At 65.0% G+C, this 22,494-nt stretch carries 17 protein-coding genes; 11 read left to right on the plus strand and 6 right to left on the minus strand.

Annotated elements, in window-relative coordinates:
- Positions 1 to 111: 111 nt before the first annotated feature.
- Positions 112 to 798 (plus strand): phosphatase PAP2 family protein, encoded by a 687-nt coding sequence (locus AWB70_RS23590; RefSeq protein ID WP_053569431.1) that lies wholly within the window; start codon positions 112 to 114, stop codon positions 796 to 798.
- Positions 799 to 809: 11 nt separating this feature from the next.
- Here AWB70_RS23590 and AWB70_RS23595 read toward each other — a convergent pair whose 3' ends face one another.
- On the minus strand, positions 810 to 1,634 hold the full coding sequence (locus AWB70_RS23595) for a TOBE domain-containing protein (RefSeq protein WP_053569385.1): 825 nt from the start codon (positions 1,632 to 1,634) through the stop codon (positions 810 to 812).
- A 38-nt stretch (positions 1,635 to 1,672) separates the two neighbouring features.
- On the minus strand, positions 1,673 to 3,148 hold the full coding sequence (locus AWB70_RS23600; RefSeq protein ID WP_053569386.1) for a CHAD domain-containing protein: 1,476 nt from the start codon (positions 3,146 to 3,148) through the stop codon (positions 1,673 to 1,675).
- A gap of 187 nt (positions 3,149 to 3,335) precedes the next feature.
- On the opposite strand from AWB70_RS23600, the gene AWB70_RS23605 reads away from it, so the two are divergent.
- Together AWB70_RS23605 and AWB70_RS23610 are read left to right on the plus strand one after the other, a co-directional pair.
- Entirely contained in the window at positions 3,336 to 4,919 is a 1,584-nt protein-coding gene (locus AWB70_RS23605; RefSeq protein WP_014251378.1) for an inorganic phosphate transporter, read from the plus strand.
- Between the two features lie 316 nt (positions 4,920 to 5,235).
- A complete protein-coding gene (locus tag AWB70_RS23610) occupies positions 5,236 to 5,394 on the plus strand; it encodes a DUF3309 family protein (protein ID WP_041731911.1) in 159 nt (52 codons plus the stop codon).
- Between the two features lie 85 nt (positions 5,395 to 5,479).
- Here the strand turns inward: AWB70_RS23610 and AWB70_RS23615 are convergent, their stop codons facing one another.
- Both AWB70_RS23615 and AWB70_RS23620 read right to left on the minus strand, forming a co-directional pair.
- A complete protein-coding gene (locus AWB70_RS23615) occupies positions 5,480 to 5,791 on the minus strand; it encodes a hypothetical protein (protein ID WP_053569387.1) in 312 nt (103 codons plus the stop codon).
- Positions 5,792 to 5,808: 17 nt separating this feature from the next.
- A complete protein-coding gene (locus AWB70_RS23620; RefSeq protein WP_053569388.1) occupies positions 5,809 to 6,045 on the minus strand; it encodes a hypothetical protein in 237 nt (78 codons plus the stop codon).
- Positions 6,046 to 6,311: 266 nt separating this feature from the next.
- Between AWB70_RS23620 and AWB70_RS23625 the strand changes: the two genes are divergently transcribed.
- From AWB70_RS23625 to AWB70_RS23635, 3 genes are all read left to right on the plus strand, one after another.
- Positions 6,312 to 6,584, plus strand: a complete 273-nt coding sequence (locus AWB70_RS23625) for a DUF2866 domain-containing protein (RefSeq protein WP_053569389.1) — start codon at positions 6,312 to 6,314, stop codon at positions 6,582 to 6,584.
- Between the two features lie 93 nt (positions 6,585 to 6,677).
- The gene (locus AWB70_RS23630) at positions 6,678 to 7,115 is read left to right on the plus strand and encodes an MbcA/ParS/Xre antitoxin family protein (protein ID WP_053569390.1); all 438 of its coding nucleotides are present in this window, start codon (positions 6,678 to 6,680) and stop codon (positions 7,113 to 7,115) included.
- A complete protein-coding gene (locus AWB70_RS23635; RefSeq protein WP_053569391.1) occupies positions 7,115 to 7,846 on the plus strand; it encodes an RES family NAD+ phosphorylase in 732 nt (243 codons plus the stop codon). Before AWB70_RS23630 ends, AWB70_RS23635 begins: the two co-directional genes overlap by 1 nt.
- 34 nt (positions 7,847 to 7,880) lie before the next feature.
- Here AWB70_RS23635 and AWB70_RS23640 read toward each other — a convergent pair whose 3' ends face one another.
- On the minus strand, positions 7,881 to 9,206 hold the full coding sequence (locus AWB70_RS23640) for a DNA topoisomerase IB (protein WP_053569392.1): 1,326 nt from the start codon (positions 9,204 to 9,206) through the stop codon (positions 7,881 to 7,883).
- A 62-nt stretch (positions 9,207 to 9,268) separates the two neighbouring features.
- Entirely contained in the window at positions 9,269 to 10,006 is a 738-nt protein-coding gene (locus AWB70_RS23645) for a metallophosphoesterase (RefSeq protein WP_053569393.1), read from the minus strand.
- Positions 10,007 to 10,252: 246 nt separating this feature from the next.
- Here AWB70_RS23645 and AWB70_RS23650 point away from each other — a divergent pair, with 246 nt between their 5' ends.
- The 5 genes from AWB70_RS23650 (at position 10,253) to glgB (ending at position 22,286) form a co-directional block, all read left to right on the plus strand.
- On the plus strand, positions 10,253 to 10,909 hold the full coding sequence (locus AWB70_RS23650) for a DUF1345 domain-containing protein (RefSeq protein WP_045455116.1): 657 nt from the start codon (positions 10,253 to 10,255) through the stop codon (positions 10,907 to 10,909).
- Positions 10,910 to 11,204: 295 nt separating this feature from the next.
- Positions 11,205 to 12,860: a glycogen synthase GlgA gene (gene glgA, locus AWB70_RS23655; protein ID WP_087086327.1), complete on the plus strand. Its 1,656-nt coding sequence runs from the start codon at positions 11,205 to 11,207 to the stop codon at positions 12,858 to 12,860.
- 354 nt (positions 12,861 to 13,214) lie between these two features.
- Positions 13,215 to 16,613, plus strand: a complete 3,399-nt coding sequence (locus AWB70_RS23660; RefSeq protein ID WP_063786697.1) for a maltotransferase domain-containing protein — start codon at positions 13,215 to 13,217, stop codon at positions 16,611 to 16,613.
- 74 nt (positions 16,614 to 16,687) lie between these two features.
- Positions 16,688 to 20,074, plus strand: a complete 3,387-nt coding sequence (gene treS / locus AWB70_RS23665) for a maltose alpha-D-glucosyltransferase (RefSeq protein ID WP_087086328.1) — start codon at positions 16,688 to 16,690, stop codon at positions 20,072 to 20,074.
- Positions 20,061 to 22,286, plus strand: a complete 2,226-nt coding sequence (gene glgB, locus AWB70_RS23670) for a 1,4-alpha-glucan branching protein GlgB (RefSeq protein ID WP_053569396.1) — start codon at positions 20,061 to 20,063, stop codon at positions 22,284 to 22,286. Before treS ends, glgB begins: the two co-directional genes overlap by 14 nt.
- The last annotated feature ends 208 nt before the right edge of the window (positions 22,287 to 22,494 follow it).

Consider the following 22,494-nt stretch of genomic DNA (forward strand, 5'->3'; position numbering starts at 1 on the left):
CGACACGCTATACTGTGCCGAACCCTCTGCACTATGTCTTGAACGCTTCAGACAACGCCCGTCGCGTTCGATACTGCGGCGCTGCAGCAACCCTTATTCCCAAGAATGCCCATGAATGTGGATTTGCCCCTATCTGTCTGGATCTCCATTACCGCGCTCGGTAGCGTCGGCGTCATGGGGCCGGCGGCGCTCATCGTCGCCGCATGGCTCGCAGTTGGCTATCGCTGGAAGTACGCAGGCGCGTGGCTCGCGCTGCTCGGTGCGGCGAGCGGCCTGGTCGCGTTGAGCAAGATTGCGTTCATCGGCTGGGGCATCGGCATGCGTCATCTGGATTTCACCGGCATCAGCGGACATGCGCTGATGTCCACGGCGGTGCTGCCCGTCGCGATCTTCGTCGCGCTTCTGCCCGCACGCGGCGCGTTACGTGCAGCCGGCGTCGCGGCGGGTCTGTTGCTGGGCGTCTGGGTCGGGGTGTCGCGCGTCGTGCTGAACGCGCATTCGGTGTCCGAAGTCGTCGCGGGCTGCATGCTGGGCGCGATCGTCGCGCTCGCGTTCGTGCGCATCGCGTGGCGCGCCGAGGCCGGCAAACTCTCGCCGGCGCCCGTCGCCGCGAGTCTCGCCGTCGTCGTCGTGGCCTTGCACGGCGTGCCAGTGCCGACGCAGCACTGGATCACCGAAATCGCGCTCGGGCTGTCCGGGCACGAGCGCCCCTACGTGCGGGCGAGCTGGAAGGCGAAGCGCGACCGCGCGCCGGATCGCCGCACCGAACTTCCACGGCAACTGCACGCGGCCGCCTGAGCGCCGCGTCTTTAGTCGTTCACGCCGATGATCACGCTCGATGCCTTGATCACCGCCACGGCCTTCTGACCCTGCGCGATCGCGAGCGTATCGGCGCTCTGATTCGTGATGATCGCGGTGACGGTCGTGCCGCCGTCGAGCGACAGCGTGACTTCGGCGTTCACCGCGCCCTTCGTCACGCTCGCGACCGTGCCGCGCAACTGATTGCGCGCGGACAGCTTCGCGTTCGTGTCTTCCATCAGCATGACCCACGACGCCTTGATGAGCGCGAAGGCGTCGCTGCCTTCCTTCAGGCCGAGCGACTGAGTGCTTTCGTGCGTGACGACCGCGACGATCGTCTGGCCGCCCGGCAAGCCGAGCTCGATTTCGTCGTTGACCGCCCCGCGCGTGATTTTCGTGACTTTGCCAGCGAGTTGATTGCGTGCGCTTGTTTTCATGCCTAGTCTCCCGATCAATTGCCAATCGTGGGCGAAGCCTTCGATAGCCGCGCCCGCCCGTTCCAGAAACTTTCTGTGTTCACGTTCTACCGCGCGATACGTGTCGATGAGACGCAACGCCGCGGGCGTGAGCGTCGTGCCGCCGCCGCCCCTGCCGCCGGTTGCGCTCGTGACGAGCGGCTGGCCGGCGAGGTTGTTCATCGTGTCGACCGCGTCCCACGCGGCCTTGTAGCTCATGCCGACGGCCTTCGCCGCGGCGGTGATCGATCCCGAATCGCGAATCGCGGCCAGAAGTGCAATGCGCGCCGCGCCGCCGAGCGTCTCCGTGCCGCTTTTCAGCCACACGGAGCCGCCGAGTTCCAGCGTCTCGCGCACCTCGTGCGGTGCTGTTTTGGTCATTGATTGCCCTCGGGGACTGGCTGAAACTTTGTGTCGCATTATATCGACGACCTGACGCGCGGACGAGGCATCGAACGAAGCAGCCGTTCGCCTTCCACCGCATCCTTTTGCGCCGACGCCGCGCCCCAGGCCCGCGCGAAACCGCGCTGATAATCGCTGGCTTCGGGCATGGACGCGAGCCGGTCCGCGGCGACGGCCGCATCGTTCGCTTCGCCGAGCACGCCTTGCAGTTCGCCTAGCCGTTTCGCCGTGTCCTCGCGCGTGCGCCGCGACGTCACCGAGCGGAAGAATTCGAGCGCGTAACGCAGGCGCTTCGCGTGAATGCGCACGCGATGCCGCTCGTGCGCTTCGAGCGCCGCGAGGTCGGGCACGCGCGCGATGCGCCGGTAATCCTTGCGAATGCGCTTCTCGGCGTAGGTGACGAAGCGTACCGGCTCCGCGTCTTCCTGCGACGCAAAGCGCGCGAGCCATTCGACGAACGCGAGCGCGAGGCGCGCGTAGCGCTTCGACGCGAGCGCGTCGCGCACCCGCTCCCGCGCGACGCCGCGCTTGGCGTCGGCGGCGGCGATCAGCGTCTGCCAGCGCTCGGCGCTGTCGTCGGACGCGGCGTAGGCGGGCAGCGTCTTGTCGGTGAAGACGTCCCAGTCGCGCGCATCGGCGAGCCGGTCGCCGAACCATGTCAGATCGGGCGCGAGACGCGTGTTCCAGGCTTCATCGACGTAGCCGGGAAAGAGTTTCAGCAGCGTCTTCAGCCGCCGCTGCGCGACGCGCAACTGATGCACGTGCTCATCGCCGAGACTCGCGCGCGCCGCGGCCGCGTTGCCGAACCACTGTTCGGCCACCGATGCGGCGATCGCCGCGAACGCCTCGCGCTGCGTCGCCTTGCGCGGCAGATCGAGCTTCGCGGCATACACGGGCTCGGTCTGCGTCTCATGCGTTTCATCGGGCGCGATAAAAAACGGCGCGGCGTCGATCACTTCGCCCGCGAGCCTGAACACCGCGTCGAGTGCGCCGTTCACCGCCGGCGAAGCGAGCCGCAGCGCCGGCGGCGCATCCGCCGACGTTTCGAGCGTCGCGAGAATATCCGCGCCGCCCGCGTCGATGCGCCACTCGATGCGTTCGATCTCGCGCTCGAGTTGATCTTCCGCATTCGGCTCGCTTTGCCGATGCGCTTTCGCAAGCGGCGCGCGCAACGCGTCGTCGGCTTGCGCGAACTCGATCAGCGACGCCGCCAGATCGTCGCCCGCCGGACGCGCGAAGGTTCGATATCGCGCGAAGCCGGGCATCGGCGTGCTGTCGTCCTGCACGGCGCACAGCGTGCGAGCGCCTTCGAGCGTATCGACGAAGAGCCGCCAGCCCGGCGTCTTCAGCGCAATGGCGCGCGTCGCCAGGCGCGTGCTGACCGGCGTCACGTTCAAGAAAGCTGCGGTGCCCTGCAACACGGCTGCAAGTGCGCCGATCGATCCGTCGTCCGAACGATGCGCCTGCAGCGCCACCTCGACCCACACCGTCATGAAGTCTCCTCGCGCGGTCTCGCGCCGCCCGTCAATTCATACGAAAAGCCTCTCGTCATCCGATTCATGAAATCGACACACGCGGCGGGAAACATGGCCAGTTGTGTTTGCGAAACGCTTCTCGTCTGCTTTTTCAACCTCCCAACTTCCGCTACGCCCCGCGCTGGAACAGCCCCAAGGACGCGACATGAACCAAGTTGTCTTTCCCCAATCTCAAGGCCGCTCGCCCGGACAGCGCTATGCGCTGCTGGTGTTTCTGCTCGTCATCGCGGCGGGCGCGGTGTACTGCGTCACGCATTTGCTCGACGACCTCGCGCCCGTGCGCGAGTCGTCGGCGTTTCCGTACATCCTGCTCGGCATCGCGCTCCTGATCGCGCTCGGCTTCGAATTCGTCAACGGATTTCACGACACGGCCAACGCCGTCGCAACCGTAATTTACACGCACTCTTTGACACCCAATCTCGCGGTCGTCTGGTCGGGCGCATGGAACTTCATCGGCGTGCTGATTTCGAGCGGCGCGGTCGCGTTCGGCATCCTGCAACTGCTGCCGGTGGAACTGATCATCGGCGTCGGTAGTTCGCAGGGCTTCGCGATGGTCTTCGCGCTGCTGATCGCGGCGATCATCTGGAATCTGGGCACGTGGGCGCTCGGCCTTCCTTCTTCGAGTTCGCATACGCTGATCGGTTCGGTAATCGGCGTCGGTCTCATGAACCAGATGCTGCACGGCACGAACGGCACGTCGGGCGTCGACTGGAGCCAGGCGGTGTCGGTCGGCAAGTCGCTGCTGTTTTCGCCGCTCGTCGGCTTTATCGCCGCGGCGTTCCTGCTGTATGTGCTGAAGCTCGTCGTGCGCGTGCCGGCGCTCTACAAGGAACCCGAAAAGAACACGCCGCCGCCGTTCTGGATTCGCTGCCTGCTGATCCTCACGTGCACGGGCGTGTCCTTCGCGCACGGCTCCAACGATGGCCAGAAGGGCATGGGCCTCATCATGCTGATTCTGATCGGCACGGTGCCGACCGCCTACGCGCTCAACAAGGCCGTGACGCCGGGCGAAACGCAGACTTTCCTTGCCGTGAGCCACAGCGCCTCCGAGGTGCTCCAGCGCTACAGCAACGGCGCGCAGCCCGCGCCCGATGCGCGCGCGCAAGTCGAGAAATACGTGCAGACGAAGACGCTCGCGCCGGACACGGTCGCGTCGCTGAAGAGTCTCGTCGATTCGATCGATACGGAGATTCGCCCGCACGACACGATTTCCGCCGTGCCGCAGGGCACGGTGAAGAACGTGCGCAACGAGATGTACATCGCGTCGGAAGCGCTGCGCATCATGGAAAAGCAGAAAGCGCCCGCGTTTTCGGCGGATGACGGCGCGGTCATCGACAACTACAAGAAGCAGCTCGATCACGCGACCAAGTTCATTCCGACGTGGGTGAAAGTGGCCGTCGCGGTTGCGCTCGGCCTCGGCACGATGGTCGGCTGGAAGCGTATCGTCGTGACGGTCGGCGAGCGCATCGGCAAAACGCATCTCACGTATGGACAAGGCGCGTCGGCGGAACTCGTCGCGATGCTGACCATCGGCGCGGCCGATGCCTACGGCCTGCCGGTCTCGACGACGCACGTGCTGTCGTCGGGCGTCGCGGGCACGATGGCCGCGAATGGCTCCGGCCTGCAATGGCGCACGGTGCGCAGCCTCGCGCTCGCCTGGATCCTGACGCTGCCGGTGTCGATCGCGCTGGCCGGTCTGCTGTTCTGGGTGTTCCGCAGCATCTTCTGAGCGGCGTTTTGCGTCACGGCACGGCGCGGGGAAAGTGATCCGCGCCGTGCAACTTTTGCCCGCCTCCCCTCGTTTCGCCTCTCCTTTTCGACAATCGGCCGCTGGCCCTTGCGCGTCGCGATGACGCGGCGAGCCTTGTCGCGTGGACTTTCAGGCCGATTGGCACAGCCTTTGCTCGATGCATGCCGTCGATTGCACGACTGATCGTGCCGGCGGCCATGAGCCGCCGTCCCCCGGCGTATGACTGCCGATGGCAGTTGGGAGGCCGCGCCGGGCGCCGATCCTTCACGCGATCATTTGAATAAGGAGAAGTCGAATGACGATCGGAACCATACTGCTGATCATCCTGATCCTGCTCTTGATCGGCGCTATTCCTTCGTGGCCTCACAGCCGCAGCTGGGGTTACGGGCCGAGCGGAATCGTCGGCATCGTGCTGGTCGTGGTGATCGTGCTGCTGCTGATGGGTCGGTTATGACATCGCGCGGCTGCGTTCGGCCGCAATGAAAAAGGGGCGCTCCAGTCGGGCGCCCCTTTTTGTCGTGCATGCTTTGCTTTGCGGATCAGACGCGCATCACCTGCCCGTTCGGTTCGATCTTGCGCGGAATGACCGGCTCCGTCTGCTTGCGCGACGACGACGCCTTGGGACGCGCCGAAGCCGGCGGCTGCTCGATGGCGGCCTTGTCGGCGACCTGCTTGACGGGCGGCGCGCTCTTGCGCTTTTTCTTGGCCGCGGCCGGCGTGGAGGCGTGCGGCTTGGTCTTGCCCTTGACGGCCTGGGCTTCGGGAGGATTCCAGACTTCGGAGTAACGCTCGGCCGCAAAAAGCGACGACGAGCCGATCAGAAGAACGGCGATCAGGAAAACGCGCTTCAAGAGATTCGCTCCAACGGTTAATGGCCCGCTCTGCGCGAGAGAATGGCGTCGAGCGACTGCTCGGAAGTTTCCAGCTCGCGCAGCGCCGCGTCGAGACGCTCCAGCGAGCGTGCGACGGATTGCCCGTCCTGCTCCAGTCCCGGCTCGCCTCGCGTGGCGTCGAACGCGGCATTGACCGCGCGCGTCGCACGCATGAAACGTTCGAGTGCGGCGGCTTCGGGCGCGCGTGGGAGCGGATCGTTGCGTGGGTTCATCGGCAAGCTCCTGTTGCGGACAAGCTGTACGAATATACAGTAAGCCGCCGCCGTGGCAAACAGGCGTCGAGCGGCGTGGTGAAAATGCCGAAGCGCCTCTTGACCTGGTCGATCGAGGCCGCCACAGCGGCATTTCGCCGCGCCGCGCGCGACGGCCCGGCCATTAAGTCGCGCTTAATTCTCCGGGGACACACTCGCCTTGCGATCCGGCTCTCTTTGCCGCCGTCCACACCGGACGGCCGAGCCCCCACCGTGAGGAATGCGCCATGTCCGCCAACACCGCCGCGCGTCGACGCTCCGCGAATCTCGCCCCGACGCTGCGAAAACAATACGCGCTCACCCTGCGCGAATGCCGCCTGTCCCTGCCGGTCGAGCCGCCGTGGGGACCGGCGTATCGCATGGTCGAATGGGTGATGAAAAACGATGCGCGTGTGCAGCGCCGCGTGTTTCCCGCCAATTGCACGGCGTCCCAGATCGCCGATGCCTTGCGTTCCCACGTGCCGGGCCGCCGCTACGGCCCCTCCGACGACGACGATTGATCCGGCGCTGCGAGCACGAAAGCGCATGACATGCTTGCATTAATCCAGTTGTGGACTAATATACAAAATTAGTTCCTTTGGAGACTTAACGACATGTCTAACGCCGCACGCGCCGTGCATGTGCCGGCTGGCCATCCGGCGCCGCATCCGGCGCTGGACTCCAGCGATTTATCCGCCGCCGGCCTGCGCGCGTTCTTCAATATCGCCCGCGACTGGGCGCTCTCCGCCGAAGACCAGATCAGGCTGCTCGGCTCGCCCGGCCGCTCCACCTACTTCAAGTGGAAGCAGGAACCCGCGTCCGCGCGGCTCACGCGCGACACGCTGGAGCGTCTCTCGCTGATTCTCGGCATCTACAAGGCGCTGCAGATTCTCCTGCCCGACCCGCGGGCCGCCGATACCTGGATTCGCCGCCCCAACGCCGCGCCGCCCTTCGGCGGACGTCCGGCGCTCGATCGCCTGCTGGCGGGCAATATCAGCGACCTCGTCGCCGTGCGCCAGTATCTCGACGCGATGCGAGGCGGCTGGGCGTGATGGGAGTGACATTCAGCAAGGACACATCGAACTGGCGCGAACGGTGGCCCCACGGTCTGCTCGACTGGTCGCCCGCCTATCGCGTGATTCCCACGCGTTTTCCCGCGGTCAACTTGTTCGACCGCGTGGCGTCGCCGCAGGATTTCGAAGCGCTCTACGCGCTCGAAGCGATGACCAACGACCGCCTGCGCACCGAAGTCGGCGAACTCGATCTCGTGCCGCCCGACGAGCGCTGCTTCGGGCCGGGCTGCGGGCCGATCATGGCGGCCTTCACGCATCTGAACCCGAACGGCAGCCGTTTCTCCGACGGCAGCTACGGCGTGTTCTATTGCGGCCGCGAGCGGCAAACGGCCATCGCGGAGACGCGCTATCACGCCAGCCTCTTTCTCGCCGCGACGAACGAAGCGCCGCTGCGTCAGCAGATGCGTCTCTACACGGTGATGGCGCACGGCGAAGTCATCGATCTGCGCGGCGACGCGATCGCGCAGGCGGCGCTCGACCCGCGCATTCTCGCGCCGGACGACTATGGCCCGGGCAAGGCGCTCGGCCGCGCGGTGCGGGCGGCGGGCGCGCCGGGCATCGTGTATCCGTCGGTGCGCGATCCGGAAGGCGAATGCCTTGCCGCGCTGCGCACGACGATGCTGCGCGACTGCCGTCACGCCGCGTATCTCGAATACAACTGGAACGGCGAGTCGATCGATTATGTGTTCGAGCTGAATCAGGTCGGCTGAGCAGGCAAACGTTTGGCGCATCTCAGTTGCGCTTTTAGCTGATCGCCACCGCCGTCTCCGTGCGCGTGCGCCCGAGCCTCTTCGACGCCGGGCGCGCGGCCTTGCCCGCCGGCTTCTTGACGGCGTGATCGAGCGCCTGGGCCGCCGCGCTCTTGCCGCTGCCCTTCAACGCGCCCGCGCGCGCCTTGCGGCTCGATTCCGCCAGCATCCGGGTGAGGCGTGTATCGCTTGGCGCGGCGCCCTTGCGGTTCTTGCGCGCGGCCTCGCGCGTGCGCCGCTTCGCGTCCTTTTCGAGGAAGATCGCGAGCGCGGCTTCGTCGGTCTTGAGGCCGTTGCGGCGCGATGCAGGCATGGCCTGCGCGAGTTCGCCCGCCTCGAATGCCTCGATCACGGCGGGATGCACATAGCATTTGCGGCATACGGCGGGCGTATTGCGCAGCAGTTGCGCGACGTCCTTGATCGTGCCGACGACATGCTTGCGCGCCTCCGTCACCGTCTCCCATTCGAGCTTTCGCAGCGCCGCGAGCGCGAACACGCTGCCCGCCCACGTCCGGTAGTCCTTCGCCGTGAAGTCCGCGCCGGTGATCTCGCGCAAATAATCGTTGATGTCCGACGAACTCACCGCATGCCGCTCGCCGTCTTCATCGAGATACTGGAAAAGATCCTGCCCCGGCAGATCCAGGCAGCGCTTGACGATGCGCGCGACCCGCGCGTCGCTCACGGCGACATCGTGCTCGATCCCGCTCTTGCCGCGGAACCTGAACCGCAGCGTTCCCGCCGATACCTTGAGATGGCGCTTTCGCAACGTCGTCAGGCCGTAGGAGCGATTTTCGCGTGCGTACTCTTCGCTGCCGACGCGGATCAGCGTCGTGTCGAGCAGACGCACGACCGTGGCGAGCACCTTGTCGCGCGGCATGCCTTCCAGCGAAAGATCGCGCGCGACGCGGGCGCGCAGCCTCGGCAGCACGGCGGAGAAGGCCAGCATGCGCTCGTACTTGTTGGCGTCGCGCGTTTCGCGCCACTGCGGGTGATAGCGATACTGCTTGCGTCCGCGCGCATCGCGCCCCGTGGCCTGGAGATGGCCGCGCGCGTCGGGACAAATCCATACGGCGGTGTACGCGGGCGGAATCGCGAGCGCGTTGATGCGGCGAATCTCGGCTTCGTCGTCGATGCGCCTGCCCTGCGTGTTGAAGTACGCGAAGGCGCCGTCGATCCACTCGCGCGTGTAGCCGCGCCGCGCATCGTCCATGTAGCGCAGGCCCGGCGGCAAGTCCTCGGGGCAGCCTTGCGGGCCGCCTGCGTCGCTGTTTTTGTCGATCGTCGCCACCGTGTGCCTCGCCTGGTCTGCTTTCGTTGTCATGGCGAAGCATCAAGCAACGTGCGTGCCGGGCTATCCGGGCACGCGTGGCCGCCGTCGCGAGATCAGGGCAGCGCGAGCGCCGCCGCGCCTTCGGACGCAGCCCAGCGCTCCTTCACGGACCAGCGCTCGTCGGTGCCCGGCTGGACGATCGTGAGCCGCCCTTCCGATGCGAACGCCGCCGTATCGATGAAAACCTGCGAGCCGATCTGCCTCACGGCGCGCATCGGCGTGTGACCGCAATACGTCGTCGACAAACCGATTTGCCGCGACGGGTCCGCGTGGCCGAGCGCGAGACCGCGGCCCCACAAGATCTGATTGCGCGCATCGTCGGAGAATTCGGCGGCGTCGAGTTCGGCGTCGCTGCCGAAGAATTCCGCGTGCAGCACGTTGAAGCGCTGCGTCCCCTCGCCCACGATACGCACGAGCGGCAGTTTTTCGAGCCGCACGGCGAGCGCGGCGAGTTCGTCGTCCGTGAGCGTTTCGGCCCACGCGCCGCCAATCGCGTACCACGACTGACGCCGCATCGTGCCGGCCGCGACCGACATCAGCGCATCTTCGTGATTGCCGCGCACGGCATAGAACCACGGCTTGTCGATGAGATCGACCGCCGCGAGCGAATCCGCGCCACGATCGACGAGATCGCCGACGGAAAACAAACGATCCCGCTCCGCATCGAAGCCGATTTCGTGCAGCAGATAGCGCAGCGCATCGACGCAGCCATGCAGATCGCCGACCACGAAGTCGCGGCCGACGTCATTGGCAGGATGTCTGCATACGATAGGAAAGGTAGGATCGTTCATGCGCCGATGATAGCGCGGCTCAATTGCGCCGTGTGCGGGCTAAATCGCTTTTGCCCCTGCTCGGCAAGCGGCGCGAACACTCGTTACAGGCGCGTTACGCGCGTGAGCATGCGGCATGTAAAAGCTGCTGATCGCGCGACTGAGAGCACGTAGTTATTGCGCGATGGAAGATCAGCTTGCTGAAAGACTAAACAGCAATAATCGCGGGCATCGAGCCACCCTGCTTCTCATGCGGACAACCACGACATGAAGCATTTCCTTCCGCCCGTCCTGCGCAACCGGCCGCGCGCCTTGATCGGCCTGCTGGCCGGTTGCGTGGTCGCGGCTCTGGTTCCGGCGCACATCCGGCCGACGGCGCGCGCGCTGATCGGCTGGGATTCGGCGGTATGGCTCTATCTCGCGCTCATCTGGCTGCAGATGGCGACGGCGCGCCAGACCGACGTGCAGGCGCTCGCCGAGCGCGAAGACGAGAACGCCGCGACCGTGCTGATGGTCGTGAGCATCGCGGCGATCGCGAGCATCGTCGCGATCGTCGTCGAGCTCGCGGCGGCGAAGAGCCTCGGCGCCAGAGCCTTGCCGCACTATCTGCTGACCGCCGCGACGATGCTCGGCGCGTGGTTCCTCATCCCGACGATGTTCACGCTGCACTATGCGCGGCACTACTATCAGTCGCCGGCAGGAGACCCCGCGCTGCGCTTTCCCGACAAGCATCTGAAGCCCGATTACTGGGACTTCCTTTACTTCTCCTTCACGATCGCGGTCGCATCGCAAACGGCCGATATCGCGCTCGGCTCGACGTCCGCGCGCCGCGCCGCGCTCGCGCAATCGGTGATGTCGTTCTTCTTCAATCTCGCCGTGCTCGGCTTGTCGATCAACATCGCCGCGAGCATGGTCGGCGGCTGAAACGCCGCTGTCACGCGCGCTCCATAAGCTCATGATTTGCGCCGTGTAAAAACGCGGCGCGCGCCGCTGTCAGTTTTACACGCGGCACGCCCGTGCCATTTCACGTCTGCCGGATTGCAGCGCCGCCCGTCCTTTTACGCCATGAGCGGAATTGGACGTGCTGCAACGCACACGCACACCCCGCGCGTGGCACACCGATTGCTGCAATGCGCCAGCCCATTCAGACGAATTCCCGATCAGCATCCGCATGCGCGGCGTGACGCCCGCGCGATTCCGCTTCAACAGGAGCCCAACTTTGCCTCTGAACGTTCTGCTGGTCGCCTCCGAAGCCGTCCCGCTCGCCAAGACCGGCGGACTCGGCGACATGGTCAGCGCCTATGCCGCCGCGCTGCGCCAAGCCGGCATCGATGCAATGATTCTGCTCCCCGCGTATCCGAACGCCATCGCTCAGGCGCAAGGCTTGACCAAGGTCGCCACGCTCACGGGCCTGCCCGGCGGCGATGCGTCGCTGCTGCGGGGCCGCATGCCCGACACCGGCGTGCCCGTCCTGCTGCTGCGCTGCGACACGCTGTTTGCACGCACCGGCCTGTATCAGGACGCACAGGGCCGCGACTACACGGACAACGCGATCCGCTTCGCGACGCTCTCGGCCGCCGCGGTCAGAATCGCGCAAGGCGTTCGCGGCGTGAAGAAGCCGGACATCGTGCACGCGCACGACTGGCACACCGGCCTCACGCCGCTTCTGATGAAGCACGCCGGCGTGCACGCGAAGAGCGTTTTCACGATCCACAATCTGGCATTCCAGGGCAATTACGCGCTCTCGCTTGGTGCGTCGCTCGGCGTCCCGCCGGAGTGGCTCGTGCATGCGTTCAACGACCCGAAGAGCATCGAGTTCTACGGCGCGTTGAGTCTGATGAAAGCGGGCATCGTCCACGCCGACCGCATCACGACCGTCTCCGAAACCTATGCGCGCGAAATCCTCACGCCGCGTTTCGGCCATCTGATGGAAGGCGTGCTGCAAAGCTGCGCGGACAAGCTGTCGGGCGTCGTGAACGGCATCGACGAAACGACGTGGAACCCCGCGAGCGATACGCTCATCGAACGCAATTATTCCTTCGACGATATGCGCGGCAAGCACGCCTGCAAGCGCGCGCTGCAACGCCGCTTCGGGCTGCCCGTCGATCCCTTCGCGCCGCTGATGGCGATCGGCAGCCGCATGACCGGGCAAAAGCTCGCCGATGTCGTGCTCGATGCGCTGCCGCGTCTCCTGCAGAAACATCCGCGCCTGCAACTGGCGGTCATCGGCAAGGGCGAGGCGTATATCGAGGCGGGCTTCAGAAAGCTCGCGCGCGAGTGGCCGGATCGTGTCGGCGTGCATATCGGCTATGACGAGCGCCGCGCCCACGCGCTGCACGCGGGCGCGGATATCCTGCTGCACGCGAGCCGTTTCGAGCCATGCGGCCTCACGCAGATGTACGCGATGCGCTACGGCACGCTGCCGGTCGCCTCGCGCGTGGGCGGTCTGGCCGACACGATCGTCGATGCGGCGCAAAACGCGGCGCGCATCGCGCATGCCGTCTATCGTGCGCCGATGATGCTGCGCGACGGAACGCATGACATGCCGATCCCGTCGAGCCCCGCGCCGCGCGACATGAGCGCGCCCACCGGCTTTCTTTTCGATGGCGAGCAGGCCGGCGATATCGTCGGCGCCGCGAGCCGCGCGATCGATGCGTACATGCGTCCGCAGGCATGGCGCGCGCTGCAGCGCAACGCGATGTCGTGCGACTTCGGATGGAACGAAGCCGTGACGACGATGGTCGCACTGTACGTCGGCCTGACCGACGCGCGTCCGAGCCGCACCGCATTGCGCGCGCGCCGCGTCCCCGACGTCATGCAAACGCCCGTGCCCGCGCACGGCCGGGAGGCGCATGCGCTCGTGCGCACTGCCTGAGCATGACGGCTTCAGTTGCTCCATAGTATTGCCTTGATGAAAGCGAGAGAGCCGGGCACGCGCCGGGCGCGGCACGCAACATGCTGCCTCGCCCCGTGCGAGCCCGAAGGAAATCACTTGGGGACCGCGGCGCCACCGGAGCGCGACCCGCGCTCGATGCACGGTGCATCGCGAAACGCGGCAGGCAGGCGCCGATGATTCGAGCGGCGCCCGGGTGTAGTCTGAGTTCCGCCTGAAGTCCGCCCGCGATCGCCCACGTGCGGACCGGCTCTTCAGCCAGTTTGGCCCGTGAGCGTGATCGCGACCGATGCCCGCATCCCCGCCACCGCAGGACGACTCTGGAAAAGACGAACGATGGAAAACCATCAAGCTCATCATGCGTACGCGCCTCGTATCTACTTCATCGATCCCCTGCTCGTCGGCCCGCTCGCGAACTGGCCCGCCCAGTTCGAGCATGCAGCCGGCCTCGGCTTCGATCATGTCCTGATCGGCTCGCCGTTCGTGCCCGGCAGCAACGGGCATCGCGAGGCCGTCGCGGATCATCATCGGCTGCATCCCGTTTTCGAGTCCGATGCGAGCGCATCCGACGGCTTGCGCCAGCTCGCCGACGCCGCGAAGAAGCACAAGCTCACGCTGCTCGTCGATATCGTGATCGACCGCGTGAGCGCCGAAGGCGGGCTTTACGGCGAGAACAAGCACTGGTTCCAGCCGTTCGAAAGCGCCGATGCACGGCTCGATCCGCGCAAGCCGCCGCGTCAGCGCGATGTCGCGTGGGCGAATTTCGCCGATGGCGAAGCCGCGCATCATCTGACCGAATGGTGGGCGCGCGAGTTGAGCCTGCTCGCCGATGCGGGCGTCGGCGGCTTTCGCTTCGATGCGCCGCATGCCGTGCCCGCGCATGTGTGGCGCAGGCTCGGCGCGGCGGTGCGCGAGAAGCATCCCGAGACGCGCTGGCTCGCGTGGACCGTTGGCGTCACGCGTCACGACCTGCATGGTCTTGCCGACGCCGCGTTCGACGCCGTGTTTTCATCGACGCGCTGGTGGGACTTCAAGAGCGCATGGCTCTTCGATGAACACGCGGCCCTCGCGCGCATCGCAGCGCCGATCGCGTTTCCGGAAGATCCGTTCGGCGCACGTCTTATCGGCGATCTGTCGGACACGAGCGATACCGCGCTCGTCGAACGCGCCTACGCGCGCGCGCTCGACACGGCCGCCGCGCTCGGCACCGGCATCATGGTGCCGATGGGCTTCGAATACGGCGTCGGCCTGCCGATGTCGCCGCAATACGGCATCGCCGCGGAATACGAGCGCGCGAAGAACGAGAAGCGCATCGATCTCACGGCGCGCATCCGCCGCGCGAACGATCTGCAACGCAATATCGGCACGCTCTCGAGCGTCGGCGAACTGCGCTCGCTGACGGGCGCGGGCACGCCGTACGCCGCGGTCATCCGCGCGGACGGCGGCGATCTGCGTCACAGCGAGAACGCGGTGCTCGCGATCGTCAATCCCGATCTCGTCGCGCCGGTGCATGTCGATACGCTGCATCTGCTCGAATCGGTGCCGGGCAATTACACGCGCTTCGCGCTCATCGACGACGCGATGGGCCGTGCCGAGCGGCTCGCGCCCTTCTCGCTCAAGGCGGGCGAAGTGCGCCTGTTCCGCGCGGAAGCCGAGCCGTACATTCTGCTCGCGCAGCCGCAGGTCAAGCGCGGCGCGAAGGCCGCCGACAAGAAGGCCGTCGCCGATGCGATCACGGCGCCGCGCGTGTCGATCGAAAGCGTGACGCCTTCGGTCGATCACGGGCGCTTTCCGGCCAAGCGCATCGTCGGCGAGGCGGTGGAGATTCAGGCGGCGATCTTCGCCGAAGGTCATGACAAGATCGCGGCTTCCGTGCAGTGGCGCGCCGCCGACGAAACCGTCTGGCACGAAGCGCCGATGCACGCCGTGCAGCCGGCCGGCCTCGATCTGTGGAGCACGCGCATTCCGCTCGAACGCGTGGGCCGTCACGAGTTCGTCGTGATGGCATGGCGCGACGATTACGCGTCGCTCGTCGATCACATGCAGAAGAAGCTGAAGGCGAATCAGACGGTCGAACTCGAAGTCGAGGAAGCGAAGCATCTGTTCGCGCTGATCCTCGCCGAAGTCAAGACCGCCGACGATCCCGACGCCGACAGCAAGCCGCTCGAAAAAATCGTCCAGGAATTCACGAAGGCCGAAGACGCGCGCAAGCTCGAACTCGTGCTCGCGCCCGCGACCGCGAAGGCCGTCGCGGCGGCAAGGCATCGGCCGTTCCTGTCGCGCGACCCGGTGGTGTATCGCATCGATTCGGAACGCGCGGCCGCGCGCTTTGCGTCGTGGTACGAAATCTTCCCGCGTTCGATGAGCGACGACGTGAATCGCCACGGCACGTTCATCGACGTGATTGGCAAGATGCCGCGCATCCGCGAAATGGGCTTCGACGTGCTGTACTTTCCGCCGATCCATCCGATCGGCGTGGCGAACCGCAAGGGCAAGAACAACACGCTGACCGCGCAGCCCGGCGATGTGGGCAGTCCGTATGCGATCGGCGGCAAGGAAGGCGGTCACGATGCGCTGCATCCCGAGCTCGGCAATTTCGACGACTTCAAGCGCATGCTCGAAGCCGCACATGAACACGGCCTCGAGATCGCGCTCGACTTCGCGGTGCAATGCTCGCCGGACCATCCGTGGCTGAAGGCGCATCCGACATGGTTCGCGTGGCGTCCCGACGGCACGCTGCGCTACGCGGAGAATCCGCCGAAGAAGTATCAGGACATCGTGAATCCGGACTTCTATGCGCAGGATGCCAAGCCCGATCTGTGGATCGCGTTGCGCGATGTCTTCCTGCACTGGATCGCGGCGGGCGTGCGCATCTTCCGCGTCGACAATCCGCATACGAAGCCGTTTCCATTCTGGGAATGGGCGATCGGCGACGTGCGCGCGCGCCATCCCGATGTGATCTTCCTCTCCGAAGCGTTCACGCGGCCGCGCGTGATGAACCGTCTCGCGAAGCTCGGCTTCTCGCAGTCGTACACGTATTTCACGTGGCGCGAAAGCAAGCGCGACTTCATCGACTACATGCACGATCTCACGCAGACCGACGCGAAGGATTACTTCCGCCCGAACTTCTTCGTCAATACGCCGGACATCAATCCGCGCTTCCTGCAAAGCTCGGGGCGGCCGGGCTTCGTGATTCGCGCGGCGCTGGCGGCGACCTTGTCGGGACTCTGGGGCGTCTATAGCGGTTTCGAACTTTGCGAATCCGCCGCGCTGCCGAACAGCGAGGAATATCTGGACTCCGAGAAGTACGAGCTGAAGGCGTGGGACTGGAACCGGCCCGGCAACATCGTGACCGAGATCACGGCGTTGAATCGCATTCGCCGTGCGAATCCCGCCTTGCAGACGCATCTCGGCGTGAACTTCCTGCCCGCGCATAACGATCACATCCTGTTCTTCGAGAAGGCGAACGCATCGCGCGACAACGTCGTGCTCGTCGCGATCAATCTCGATCCGTTCAACGAGCAAGGCGCGGATATCGACTTGCCGTGGCAGACGCTCGAACGCTGGGGCGTACGTGAATGGGACGCGCTCGCGGTCGAAGATCAGGTGACGGGCGAACGATTCGAATGGCGCGGACGGCGTCAGCACGTGCGGCTCGACCCGCACTCGCTGCCGTTCGCGATCTGGCGCATTGCTCCGACATGGGGCTTGCCGAAGCCGCAGCCCGAAGAGTGACGGATGCACGAGGCGTGATTCATCGACGTACGAAAGCACACCAAGAACATTGGAGCGAAACCGTGGATACAAGGGTGAAGCGCAACAAGAAGGCGTCGGTTCTCAGCGACGATCCGCTCTGGTACAAGGACGCGATCATCTATCAGGTTCACATCAAGTCATTCTTCGATGCGAACAACGACGGCATCGGCGATTTTCCCGGCCTGCTCGCGAAACTCGACTACATCGCGGAACTGGGCGTCGATGCGATCTGGCTGCTGCCGTTCTATCCATCGCCGCGCCGCGACGACGGCTACGACATTGCCGATTACCGCAACGTGCATCCGGACTACGGCACGATCGCGGACGTGAAACGCTTCATCCAGGAAGCGCACGCGCGCGGCATACGCGTGATCACCGAGCTCGTCATCAATCACACGTCGGATCAGCATCCGTGGTTTCAGCGCGCGCGGCATGCAAAGCCGGGCTCGGCGCATCGCAACTATTACGTGTGGTCCGACACGGACAAGAAGTACGAAGAGACGCGCATCATCTTCATCGACACGGAGCCGTCCAACTGGACGCACGATCCGGTCGCGGGCCAGTACTACTGGCATCGTTTCTATTCGCACCAGCCCGATCTGAACTTCGACAATCCCGCCGTGCTCAAGGAAGTGCTTTCGGTGATGCGCTTCTGGCTCGACATGGGTATCGACGGGCTGCGGCTGGATGCGGTGCCGTATCTCGTCGAGCGCGAAGGCACGAATAACGAGAATCTGCCCGAAACGCATGACATTCTGAAGAAGATTCGCGCGACGATCGACGCGGAGTATCCGAACCGCATGCTGCTCGCGGAAGCGAATCAGTGGCCGGAAGACGTGAAGGAGTATTTCGGCGACGAAGACGAATGCCACATGGCGTTCCACTTCCCGCTGATGCCGCGCATCTACATGTCGATCGCGAGCGAAGACCGCTTTCCGATCACCGACATCATGCGGCAGACGCCGGATCTCGGCACCACGAATCAATGGGCGATCTTCCTGCGCAACCACGACGAGCTCACGCTCGAAATGGTCACGGACTCCGAGCGCGATTACCTGTGGAACACGTATGCGAGCGATCGCCGCGCGCGTCTGAACCTGGGCATTCGCCGCCGTCTCGCACCGCTGATGGAGCGCGACAGAAGGCGCATCGAACTGATCAACTCGCTCCTGCTGTCGATGCCGGGCACGCCGGTCATCTATTACGGCGACGAGCTCGGCATGGGCGACAACATTCACCTCGGCGACCGCGATGGCGTGCGCACGCCGATGCAATGGTCGTCCGACCGCAACGGCGGCTTCTCGCGCGCCGACCCGGAACAGCTCGTGTTGCCGCCCGTGATGGGCTCGCTCTACGGCTATGACGCGGTGAACGTCGAATCGCAGAGCCGCGATCCGCATTCGCTGCTCAACTGGACGCGCAGGATGCTCGCGGTGCGCCGCTCGACGCACGCATTCGGACGCGGCACGATCCGTTTCCTGCGGCCCGCGAATCGCAAGATCCTGGCTTACGTGCGCGAGCTCGAAGGCCATCCGCCCATTCTGTGCGTTGCGAATCTTTCGCGCGCGCCGCAGGCGGTGGAACTCGACCTGTCGGAATTCGAGAACTCGGTGCCGCTCGAAATGACCGCCGATTCGCCCTTCCCGGCCATCGGCAAGCTCACGTATCTGCTGACCTTCCCGCCCTACGGCTTTCTGTGGTTCCAGCTTTGCCCCGGCAACCTGCGGCCCGCGTGGGCGCAGGCGCCTTCCGAACAGTTGCCCGAATTCGTGACGATGGTGATTCGCGCGGGCCAGACCGGACCGACGCCGGAGAACGTGCGGCTGCTCGAATCGGAAGTGCTGCCGAATTACCTGAGCAAGCGCCGCTGGTTCGCATCGAAGGATCAGAAGCTGCACGCGGTGCGCCTCGCCGCATTGACGACGATCGAAGGCGCGGGCTTCGCGTTCACCGAGATCGAAGCGGACGTCGGCGATCATTGCGAGCGCTATGTGCTGCCGCTTTCCATCGCGTGGGGCACGGAAACGACTTCGCCGCTCTACATGCAGCTTGCCCTGGCGCGCGTGCGGCGCAACCGCAACATCGGCCATCTCACCGATGCCTTCGCTGTGCCGCAATTCACCTACGGCGTGCTGCGCGGACTGAAGTCGCGCGCCGTCGTGCCGACCGTGCAGAAGAGCGAGATCCGCTTTATTCCGACCGCGCGTCTCGACGAACTCAACTTCTATCCCGCCGATCCGCCCGAAATCCGCTGGCTCGCGGCCGAGCAAAGCAATAGCTCCCTCGTGATCGCGGACAAGATCGTGCTCAAGCTCGTGCGGCGCGTCGTCGGCGGCATTCATCCGGAAGCGGAGATGAGCCGCTATCTGACGCAGCTCGGCTATGCGAACACCGGGCCGCTGTATGGCGAAGTGGTGCGCGTCGATCCGCAGGGCGTGCCGCATACGCTCGTCATCCTGCAGGGCTACATCGACAATCAGGGCGATGCGTGGAACTACGCGCTCGACTATCTGCGCCGCACCGTCGATGAACTCGCCGTCGCGGTCGAGCCCGACGAGCATCAGCATGAACGCGACGTGCAAGCCGAAGGTTTCCAGGGCTACGGCAATATCGCGGGCATCATCGGCAAGCGGCTGGGTGAACTGCACGTGGCGCTCGCATCGCCGACGGAAGACGAAGCGTTTTCGCCGCAACGCGCATCGCACGACGACGTGAAGGGCTGGATCGACGGCACGCTCGCGCTGCTCAACTCCGCGCTCGATATCCTCGCCAACAAGATGAGCGAATTCGGCGAGCACGAGCGCTTCCTCGCGCAAAGCCTGCTCGATCGTCGCGACATGCTCGTCGATGCCGTGAAGAAGCTCGTCGCGCCCGGCGCGGATGCGCTGTGCATTCGCATTCATGGCGATTTCCATCTCGGCCAGGTGTTGATGGCGCAGGGCGACGCGTATCTGATCGACTTCGAAGGCGAGCCCGCGCGCGCCCTCGACGAGCGCCGCAGAAAGACGAGCCCCCTGCGCGATGTGGCAGGCCTCTTGCGTTCGCTGTCGTATGCGAGCGCGGCGGCGCAATCGACCACGGAGAACGCGCCCGCGCAGACGGCGGACCGCAAGCGCGCATTGTTCGAGCGGCTGCGCGCGTTCGCCGAGGAGAGCTTCTTGCGGGAGTACATGGCGGCGATCGCATCGTCGCCGGAAATCATCGCGGCCGAAGACGTGCTTCAACCGTTGCTCGATCTCTTCCTGATCGAAAAGGCCGCTTACGAAATCCGCTACGAAGCAGCGAACCGGCCGACCTGGATCGGCCTTCCGTTGCGGGGTCTCGCGTCGCTCGCGAGCCGCTTGCTCGGCGACACGGGCGAGCCGCCCGCGCCCGGCACGCGGCCCGTGTTCGGAGCAACCAAGGACAATCCGGATGGAACCCACCATGAACAATCGTAGCGATCCGGCGGATACCAGGAATCCGGCGCACGGTCTTAATCCGCTCGACATCGACGCACTCGTCGAGGCCCGGCATCCCGATCCGTTCGCGATGCTCGGTCTGCATCAAACCGATCTCGGCCATGTCGTGCGCGTGTTTCTGCCCGGCGCATCGTCGGTGAGCGTCGCGGACGCGGGCAATGGCGAGCATCTCGGCTCGCTCGCACGCATTCACGATGCGGGGCTGTATGCGGGCTTCGTCGAAAGGCCGGCGGCGTATCGCTTGCAGGTCGACTGGCACGGCACGCCGCAGGAGACGCACGACACGTATTCGTTCGGCCCCGTGCTCAGCGATGAATGGCTCACACGCCTCTCGCAAGCGGACCCCTACGCGGTGCTCGAATGCCTGGGCTCGCGTCCGGTCACGCACGGCAACGTTGCGGGCGTGCGCTTCGCGGTATGGGCGCCGAACGCGCGGCGCGTGTCGGTGGTGGGCGACTTCAACACCTGGGATGGCCGGCGTCATCCGATGCGCATGCGGCACAACGCGGGCGTATGGGAGCTGTTCATTCCGGGCATCGGCGCGGGCACGCGTTACAAGTACGAGATCGTCACGCGCGACGGCCACACGCTGCCGTTGAAAGCCGATCCGTGCGCGATGCAGAGCGAGAAGCCGCCGTCGACGGCATCGGTCGTCGCGGATGCCGATGCGATCGATCACTACGCGTGGACCGATGCGGAATGGATGGCCACGCGCGGCGGCAAGCAAACGCCGCAATCGCCGATTACGATTTACGAGGCGCATGCGGAATCGTGGCTGCGTGTGCCCGAAGAGGGCAATCGTGGCATGAACTGGCACGAGCTCGCGGAGCGTTTGATTCCGTATGCGAAGGGCATGGGCTTCACGCACCTCGAATTCATGCCGATCGCCGAGCATCCGTTCGGCGGCTCGTGGGGTTATCAGCCGCTCGGGCAGTTCTCCCCTTCCGCGCGCTTCGGCACGCCGGAGCAGTTCGCGGAGTTCGTGAACCGCGCGCACGAAGCGGGGCTGGGCGTCATCATCGACTGGGTGCCGGCGCACTTTCCGAACGACGCGCACGGACTCGTGGAGTTCGACGGCACGCCTTTGTACGAGCATGCGGACCCGCGCGAGGGCTATCACCAGGACTGGAACACGATGATCTACAACCTCGGCCGCAACGAGGTGAGCGCGTTCCTGATCGCGTCGGGGCTGGCGTGGCTGAAGCGTTATCACATCGATGGATTGCGCGTCGATGCGGTCGCTTCGATGCTGTATCGCGACTATTCGCGCAAGGCGGGCGAGTGGGTGCCGAACATTTACGGCGGGCGCGAGAACCTCGAATCCATCGCCTTCCTGAAGCGTCTGAATCATGAAGTGCGGCAGATTCCGGGCGCGATTACGGTGGCCGAAGAATCCACTGCGTGGCCGGGCGTGACCGCGAATGTCGAGAGCGGCGGCCTCGGCTTCGACTTCAAGTGGAACATGGGCTGGATGCACGACACGCTGCATTACATGCAGGAAGATCCGGTTTATCGGCAGTATCACCATCATCTGTATACGTTCGGGATGGTGTATGCGTATTCCGAGCGTTTCGTGCTGCCGCTTTCGCACGATGAAGTCGTGCACGGAAAGGGGTCGCTGATCAACAAGATGCCGGGCGATCGCTGGCAGAAGTTCGCCAATCTGCGGGCGTATTTCGGCTTCATGTGGACGCATCCGGGCAAGAAGCTGTTGTTCATGGGCGGCGAATTCGGCCAGTTCGCGGAATTCAATCACGATGAATCGCCGCACTGGCATTTGCTCGACGATGCCTTGCATGGCGGCTTGCAGAGACTCGTGCGAGATTTGAATGTGCTCTATACGAGCGAGCCGGCGTTGCACAAGCTCGACAGCGATTCGCGCGGCTTCGAGTGGATCGTGGGGGACGACAACGCGAATAGCGTGTATGCGTATCGGCGCACGGATGCGGAAGGCCGCGAGCTGGTTGTGGTGTGCAACATGACGCCGGTGCCGCGGCAGGCTTATCGGATTGGGTTGCCGCAGCGCGGGCGATGGTCTGAGATCTTTAACTCCGATGCCTCGGTGTATGGCGGGTCGAATACTGGGAACGGTGGGGTTATTCATACGGATGACTATCCGAGTCATGGGAAGGGGCAGTCAGCTGCGTTGACTCTGCCGCCTTTGTCTACCATTGTGTTGCGGGCTGATTGATGGGTTTGGTTTTTTTGTCGCTGGTCCCGTTTTGGTGTCGGTCTATTAGCACTGCCCCTGTGCGGGGCGGCACCTACTTTCTTTGCTGCTGCAAAGAAAGTAGGCAAAGAAAGCAGCTTTTCAGGCCCGCGGTCACACGCAGTTTGGCCATGCTTGCCAGCCCGCGGTGGCACTCGCCTAAAGAGTGCCCCCAAAGGCCCTATCGGAC

The organism is Caballeronia cordobensis (genome assembly GCF_001544575.2).
Taxonomy (GTDB): domain Bacteria; phylum Pseudomonadota; class Gammaproteobacteria; order Burkholderiales; family Burkholderiaceae; genus Caballeronia; species Caballeronia cordobensis.